The organism is Umezawaea sp. NPDC059074 (genome assembly GCF_042738955.1).
Lineage (GTDB): Bacteria > Actinomycetota > Actinomycetes > Mycobacteriales > Pseudonocardiaceae > Umezawaea.
Genome location: NZ_JBHYHC010000045.1, coordinates 20,431 through 27,571, shown reverse-complemented (window position 1 = coordinate 27,571; position 7,141 = coordinate 20,431). Strand labels below are relative to the sequence as shown.

General features: G+C 69.8%; 6 protein-coding genes, 1 tRNA gene and 1 pseudogene. 3 read left to right on the top strand and 5 right to left on the bottom strand.

Annotated features, from left to right (window positions below; genetic code table 11):
* The 3 genes and pseudogenes from ACFWW9_RS21440 to ACFWW9_RS21430 all read left to right on the top strand — a co-directional run.
* Positions 1–210, top strand: a pseudogene (locus tag ACFWW9_RS21440) (sensor histidine kinase); the annotation flags it as partial.
* Positions 162–809, top strand: a complete 648-nt coding sequence (locus ACFWW9_RS21435) for a LuxR C-terminal-related transcriptional regulator (RefSeq protein ID WP_390380452.1) — start codon at positions 162–164, stop codon at positions 807–809. The pseudogene ACFWW9_RS21440 and the gene ACFWW9_RS21435, both read left to right, overlap by 49 nt.
* Positions 810–840: 31 nt before the next feature.
* Positions 841–2,499, top strand: coding sequence for a DUF885 domain-containing protein (locus ACFWW9_RS21430; protein WP_390380448.1), 1,659 nt, complete (start codon positions 841–843; stop codon positions 2,497–2,499).
* 532 nt (positions 2,500–3,031) lie between these two features.
* Here the strand turns inward: ACFWW9_RS21430 and ACFWW9_RS21425 are convergent.
* From ACFWW9_RS21425 to ACFWW9_RS21405, 5 genes are all read right to left on the bottom strand, one after another.
* A tRNA-Leu gene (locus ACFWW9_RS21425) sits at positions 3,032–3,109 on the bottom strand.
* A gap of 87 nt (positions 3,110–3,196) precedes the next feature.
* Positions 3,197–4,267 (bottom strand): SagB family peptide dehydrogenase, encoded by a 1,071-nt coding sequence (locus ACFWW9_RS21420; protein ID WP_390380445.1) that lies wholly within the window; start codon positions 4,265–4,267, stop codon positions 3,197–3,199.
* Positions 4,248–5,309 carry a hypothetical protein gene (locus ACFWW9_RS21415; RefSeq protein ID WP_390380442.1) on the bottom strand — a complete coding sequence of 354 codons (1,062 nt, stop codon included), beginning with the start codon at positions 5,307–5,309 and terminating at the stop codon, positions 4,248–4,250. The genes ACFWW9_RS21420 and ACFWW9_RS21415 overlap by 20 nt, the downstream gene beginning before the upstream one ends.
* Positions 5,310–5,389: 80 nt before the next feature.
* On the bottom strand, positions 5,390–5,512 hold the full coding sequence (locus ACFWW9_RS21410; protein ID WP_315921046.1) for a hypothetical protein: 123 nt from the start codon (positions 5,510–5,512) through the stop codon (positions 5,390–5,392).
* 201 nt (positions 5,513–5,713) lie between these two features.
* The gene (locus tag ACFWW9_RS21405) at positions 5,714–7,039 is read right to left on the bottom strand and encodes an NAD(P)/FAD-dependent oxidoreductase (RefSeq protein WP_390380438.1); all 1,326 of its coding nucleotides are present in this window, start codon (positions 7,037–7,039) and stop codon (positions 5,714–5,716) included.
* Positions 7,040–7,141: the final 102 nt, after the last annotated feature.

The window sequence follows — 7,141 nt, the reverse complement described above, 5'->3', positions numbered from 1 at the left end:
GCGCGGTTGGGGTTCTTTCTGGGGGCGGAGGGTGGGGGGGGTGCGGCGTTGACGCCCGACGGCGGGTTGCGCGGGATCGAACGCAGGCTGGCCGCGTTCGACGGCGCGCTCGGACTCGCCAGCCCCGTCGGCGGGCCCACCATCGTGACCTTGGAGCTGCCGTGCGAGTTGTCCTCGGTGAAGACCTCGTCCTCCTCCGGGACGGCCTGATCCGACTGCTGGGGGCGTACGGCTTCGACGTGGTCGAGGCCGTGGACAACGGCCCGTCGCTGCTGGCGGCGCTGGTCGCGCACAAGCCGGACGTCGCCGTGGTGGACGTCCGGCTGCCGCCGACGTTCACCGACGAGGGCCTGCGGGCGGCCATCGAGGCGCGCAAGCGGGTGCCGGGGCTGCCGGTGCTGGTGCTGTCGCAGTACGTGGAGCAGCTCTACGCCCGCGAACTGCTGTCGGACCGGGCGGGCGGCGTCGGCTACCTGCTCAAGGACCGGGTGTCGGACGTGACCCAGTTCGTGGACGCGATCCGCCGGGTCGCGGCGGGTGGGACCGCGATGGACCCCGAAGTCGTGACGCAGCTGCTGGCCAGGAACGTGCGCGACGAACCGCTCGGCTCGCTGACCCCGCGGGAACGCGAGGTGCTCGGCCTGATGGCCGAGGGCCGGTCCAACGCGGCCATCGCGACCAGGCTGTTCGTCGGGGAGAAGGCGGTCGGCAAGCACACCGCGAACATCTTCGGCAAGCTCGGCCTGCCCCAGTGCGACGACGACAACCGGCGAGTACTCGCCGTACTCGCCTATCTGAACCAGGGCTGAATCCTTACGTCGGCTAAGTACCATCGGGTCCATGACGGAGACGACCGAGCTCGCTGACGAGCTGTTCGAGCTGGTGATGGCGACCGACCCGCTGGAAGCCACGCTCTACGGCATCGCCGGGCACGACGATCGTCTGCCGGACGTGAGCGAGCAGGGGCAGGCCGCGCTGCGGGCCGCCGCGGAGGACATCGCCGCCCGCGCGCGGGCGCTGCCGGACACCGACCCGGTCACCCGCGCCGTGGTCGTGCACACGGCCGAGTCGATCGTCGACCTGGTGAGCACCCGGTCGGCCGAGTACACGATCACCGGCTCGTTCTTCGCCCCCGCGGGCGCGCTGCTGACGATCCTGCCGATGATCACCGTCTCGACCCCCGAGCAGCAGCGCGACTACCTGCTGCGGCTGGCCGCCATCCCCGGTTTCCTCGCCGTGCTGACCGAGCGGCACCGCACGGGCCTCGCCGCGGGCAGGCTCCCGGTCGCCCACCTGGTCCGCTCGGCCGTCGAGTTCGTCGACCGCTACCTCGCCGCGCCGCCGTCGGCCGACCCGCTGGGCCGCTTCGAGGGCACGCCCGAGTTCGCCGCCGAACGCGACCGCCTGCTCGCCGAGGCCGTCCGGCCCGCCTACGCCGCCTACCGGGACGTGCTGGAGCGGGAGATGCTGCCCGCGGGCCGCCCCGAGGGCCGTCCGGGGCTCTGCTGGCTGCCCGACGGCGCCGCGATCTACACCGCGCTGGCACGGGTGCACACGACCACCTCCCGCACCCCGGAGGACCTGCACGAGACCGGCCTGGCGCTGATCGCGGGCCTCGCGGAGGAGTACGTCGAGCTGGGACGGCGGGTGTTCGGCACCGAGGACCTCGCCGAGGTCTTCGACCGGATGCGCACCGACCCCGCCCTGCGCTGGCGCGACGCCGAGGAGATGATCACCGCCGCGCGCGACGTCGTGGCGCGGGCCGAGGCCGTCGCGCCGGAGTGGTTCGGCACGCTGCCGACGAGCAGCTGCGTCGTGTCCGCGGTGCCGGAGGCCGAGGCCCCCGGAGCGCCGACCGCCTACTACTCGCCCACGGCGATGGACGGCTCCCGGCCCGGCACCTACTACGCGAACACCTCCCGCGCCCGGGAGCGCTACCGCTACCAGTCCGAGGCCATCGCGTTCCACGAGGCCGTGCCGGGGCACCACTTCCAGATCACCCTGGCGCAGGAGCTGACCGACCTGCCGATGCTGCGCAGGCTCGCGAACGTGACGGCGTACGCCGAGGGCTGGGGCCTGTACTGCGAGCGGCTGGCCGACGAGATGGGCCTGTACTCCGACGACGTGGCCCGGCTCGGGATGCTGTCCACCGACTCGATGCGGGCGGGCAGGCTCGTCGTGGACACCGGTCTGCACGCGCTGGGCTGGAGCCGCGCCCAGGCCATCGACTACCTGCGGGAGAACACCCCGCTGGCGCTGGTGGAGATCGAGTCCGAGGTCGACCGGTACATCGCCGCGCCCGGCCAGGCGCTGTCGTACATGGTCGGCAGGCTGGAGATCCAGCGGATCCGCGCCGAGGCCGAGGCGACCGCGGGCGAGGGCTTCGACATTCGCGCGTTCCACGACGTGGTGCTCGGTGGCGGCGCTTTGCCGTTGGCCGTTCTGGACCAGGTCGTTAGTGCGTGGGCCGCGTCGACGACCGTTCCCGCTTCGGCGTGAGCGCCGCGGTTTCGCCGTTCTTCCCTCAAGGACGGCGAAACCGCGGATTCGCCGATCACCTGCGTGAATTCGCCGAGCGAAACGGCGTCAACTGGGGAAATGCGGCGGTCGCTCTCGGCGGCCTTCTCCGGTCGGGAAAGGGCTTGCCCCTCCCGTTTCTTCGCGCCGCTAACGATATGTCCGCCGATGGCGTTCGGGCTTCTTCTCCGCGTTCCGAGACCGGCGGTCAATTCGACGAATCGGACACCGGAGGCGGCAGCCCCCACCGCGCCGGGAAGCGAACCCGCACGCCTGACCACTACCCAATGTCATCGGCCGGTTACACAGGAGATCCGCCGAGTGCGGCGAGAATAACAATTCTCCCGATCGTGTCAGTCACTACTCGGTGTTACCCGATTATTGCGGAGATAGTCCGATCGGGTGACAGCCAGAAGTTTCCAGAACGCGCGTACTACTAAGAGGACACTTCCCGCCGAACACGATTCCCCGAGGGGTTTGCGCAGGCCAGAAGGTTGTCTATGCTTATCAACGGTGGTGCCCCCGACGGGAGTCGAACCCGTACCTTTGACCCTTTTAAGGGGCCTGCCTCTGCCGGTTGGGCTACGGGGGCAGCGGGCAGCTTAAAGGTCGTGCGCGGGTTCGAGTAACGAGATCCACTCAAGACACCCGCACGGCTCAACGCAACCCGCTATTGCGGTCATTGACGTAATGGACCGACGACCGTCATCCCCAATACCGCTTCGTGATAGGCATCACAACCGAGTGCCCGTTCCACCAGTTCGTCGCGCAGCGCGGCCGTGAAGCCGACACCCAACCCCATGGCCGTGGCGACCAGGTAAGCGGTCTGCGAGAGGTGTCCGACGTCCATTTGCACGACGCGGTAGGCGCGCGAGGTGTCGTAGCGCCAGCGGGTGCGCTCCAGGACGGCGGTGTAGGCCAGCACGAGCGGCGCCTCGCCCACCCACTCCTGGTCGCCCGCCGCCTCGGCGATCTGCTCGGGCGTCCACGCCGGGCCGAGCGGCTCCAGCACGTGCCGCAGGCCGTCGTAGTGGTACCAGCCCGCGTCCAGGCCGTCGACCGAGCGCACGTGCGCGTACAGCTCGACGGGGTGCCGCCCGCCGCCGGAGGGGCTGGTCTTGAACACGGTGCCGGTGCGGCCGATGCGCGGCCGGACGGGCGACGGGCCCCCGAGCACCGCCAGCAGCTCGCCGACCTGCTCCAGGCTCACGCCGTCCGAGCCGAACTCGCGGGTGGTCCGGCGGGCCAGCAGGACGTCCAGCACGGGCGACTCGCCCCAGCTCGGCCGGTCCGGCAGCACCGGGAGGGCCACCGCGTCACCGCCCAGCGCGCGGAACGGGGCGGGCGGCGGCTGCTCACCGAGCTTCACCTCCAAGGCCGCGTCGTGCTCGTCGGCGGCCTGGTACTCGGCGTCGCCCAGCGTCCGGCTGGCGAAGTGGAAGTGCCGCGCCGACGCGCCCCAGGTCGACCACGCGTCCAGCAGGGCCCGTTCGGCGTCGTGCTCCGGCGAGCCCTCGACGATCAGCACGCCCGCTTCGACGAGCTCGTCCAGCACGCGGCGCAGCACGACGCGGTCCTCCTCGCCCAGTGGGGCGAGGAGGTCGTCGACCTCGGTGAAGGTGCTGAACTTGCGGCACAGCAGCTCGGCGGTCTCGCTGATGGCGAACTGGCGGTGGTGCAGGTAGTCGTCCCAAACGACGGCGCCGTTCTCGTAGAACAGCGTCGCGTGCTCAGCGACCTTTGCCCGCACCCAACAGCTCCTTGAAACGCTCGGCCACCCACTCGTGCACTGCGTCCGACACCAGTGTGTCCTCCGCGCGGTGCTCGAACCACCGCCAGTCGCAGTTGACGTTGACTTCGAGGAACACGTGGTCCTTCGAGGTCACCAGGAGGTCGAACGCCGCCACCTCCACCCGCCAGTAGCGGGCTAAGGCGAGGAGCTTCGCGGCGACCGCTTCGGGCACCGTCGTGGGGGTCACCCGGACGGCGTCCGGGTCGACCCAGAGCTGGGCGGGGTCGAGCTTGTCGACCTGGTAGGCGATGCACCGCCCGCCGACGACGAACACGCGCAGCTCCGTCTCGGACGGCAGGTACTGCTGCACGATCACCGGGGCCGACTCGGGGGCGTCGCTGGACCGGCTGGTCTCCAGCGGGCGCGGGAACAGGCCGTGCTGCACGCCGGGGCGCGGCTCCAGCAGGTGCCGCCCAGAGGTCTTCACGATGCAGTGGGCGCCGCCGGGCCGGGTGCGGCCGGGGCGGGTCGTCACGGTCGTGCGCGGGACCGTGAGGCCGAACGAGGCCGCGTCGGACAGCTGCGTGAGCCGGTCCAGGTGGGCCGTGGAGCGGGTCGGGTTGACGTGCGCCCAGTCGTTGCGGGTGGCGAGCCAGTTCGCCACCGCGCCCCACTGGTCGACGGCGTACGCGCCCGCCAGCGTGCCGGGTTCGACGGGGAGGGCGGAGAGTTCGAAGTGCCTGCGCCACACCAGGAGCGGACGCAGCAGCCACCGGTCCAGCTCGACCAGCGGGGCGTCGGTGTAGACGGTCAGGGGGAGGTCCACGCAGCGGTCGGCGTCGATGCGGGCCATCCGGATGCCGCGTTCGGCGAGCGCGATGGAGAGTTCGTTCATCTCCATGTCGGCGCTGCGGGCCAGGACGAGCACGCACGGCACGGGGCTGCCGTCGCCCTCGTTCACCATGCCCATCCGGTGCACCTGCTCCTGGAAGTCCAGGGTCTTCGGTGGCGAGCGGAAGAGGTAGTTCTGACCTTGCAGCAGGAGCGGAGTCGGCTTCACCGGAGTGGGACTCGGTTCGGGGAGGACTCTGACGGCTTCGAGCGGGGGTCTGGAGACCCCCGGCCCGGAAGCGGTCACGCTCAGTCGTCTTTCTTGCTTCGGAAACACTTCCCAGCCGTGACGTACTCGGCCGCGTACTCGGCCAAGGCGCGGTCCTCGATCTCACCGCGGCGAAGCTGTGCGGCCAGCTCCTCAAGGGACATCGCGGTCACCTCTTTCCCCAAACGCGCACATCACGCTTTCAGGTGATGCACAAGCAGTAGTCTGTGGTTCACGTTACGCAATGTCAAGATGAGTCTACTGAGATTGCTCTGTCTGGGGGATCAAGTTACGGCACTAAGCCAGACGGGTGTCACCCGGCCGCAACCGAACGGCGCAGCGTGGGCGACACCCGTGAGGTGTGCTCAGCTCTTGGACGCGCGGTCGAACTCGGCCTTCGGGTCGTTGATCTGACCGAGCGCGACGACCTCGCGGCCGTTGACGAACGCCAGCAACCAGTCCATGAGAACACGGAACTTGCGGTTGAAGGTGGGCATTTTGGCCACGTGGTAGCCGCGGTGCGCCAACCAGGCCAGCAGGCCCTTCATCTTGATGCCGTAGACGTCCGCCACGCCCTTGTACAGGCCCAGGCCCGCGACCGAGCCGATGTACTTGTGGAAGTAGTCCTTCTGCTGCTTGCCGCGCAGGCTCGCCACCAGGTTCGCGACGAGCACCTTGCTCTGCCGCACCGCGTGCTGGGCCGACGGGCTGCACGTCGCCATCGGGTCCTCCTCGGTGCGCGACAGGTCCGGCACGGCCGAGCAGTCGCCCGCCGACCAGACGCCCGCCAGGCCCTCGACCTGGAGCTTCGCCGTGCAGCGGACGCGGCCGCGCTCGTCGAGCGGCAGGTCGGTGTTGCGCAGGACCGGGTTCGCCTTGACGCCCGCGGTCCAGATGATCGTGTCGCTGTCGAACTCGGTGCCGTCGTCGAGGACGACGTGGCCGTTCTCCATGGTCTTCACGCGGGTGTCCAGGAAGACCTTCATGCCGCGCTTCTCGAGCTGCTGGACGGTGTAGACGCCCATCTTCTCGCTCACCTCGGGCATGACCCGCTTGGTGGCCTCGACCAGCACCCAGTTCATGTCCTCGGGCTTGAGCTGGTTGTAGTAGCGCAGCGCGTAGCGGGCCATGTCCTCCAGCTCCGCCAGCGTCTCGATGCCCGCGAACCCGCCGCCGATGACGACGAAGCTGAGCAGCCTGCGCCGCACCTCGGGGTCGCGGGTGCTCGCGGCCTGGTCCAGGCGCGACAGCACGTGGTTGCGGATGTAGATGGCCTCGCCGATGGTCTTCACGCCGATGCCCTGCTCGGCCAGACCGGGGATGGGCAGCGTGCGGGCGATGGAGCCCAGCGCGTTGACCAGGACGTCGTACTCGAGCGTCTCGACGTGGCCGTCGGCGGTCTCGAGGGTGACGGCCTTGCTCGCGTGCTCGATCTTCGTGACGCGGCCGGTGACGACGTGGCAGCGGTTGAGGACCTTGCGGAGGGGCACGACCACGTGGCGCGGCTCGATGGAGCCCGCGGCCGCTTCCGGGAGGAAGGGCTGGTAGGTCATGTGAGGCTGCGGGTCGACAACGGTCACCGACGCCTCACCGGAACGCAGTTTCTTCTGCAACCCCAGTGCGGTGTACATACCGACGTACCCACCGCCGACGATGACGATCCTCGTGGGTTGCGACTTCACAGCAGCCATACGCACATGGTCGCACCGGAGCCCCTGGATTCGCGCGTCCTGAGGGCCCGTTGTGACCACGGTCGCCGGGTGATCGCGGACACCATGGGCGTTGACCTGCGG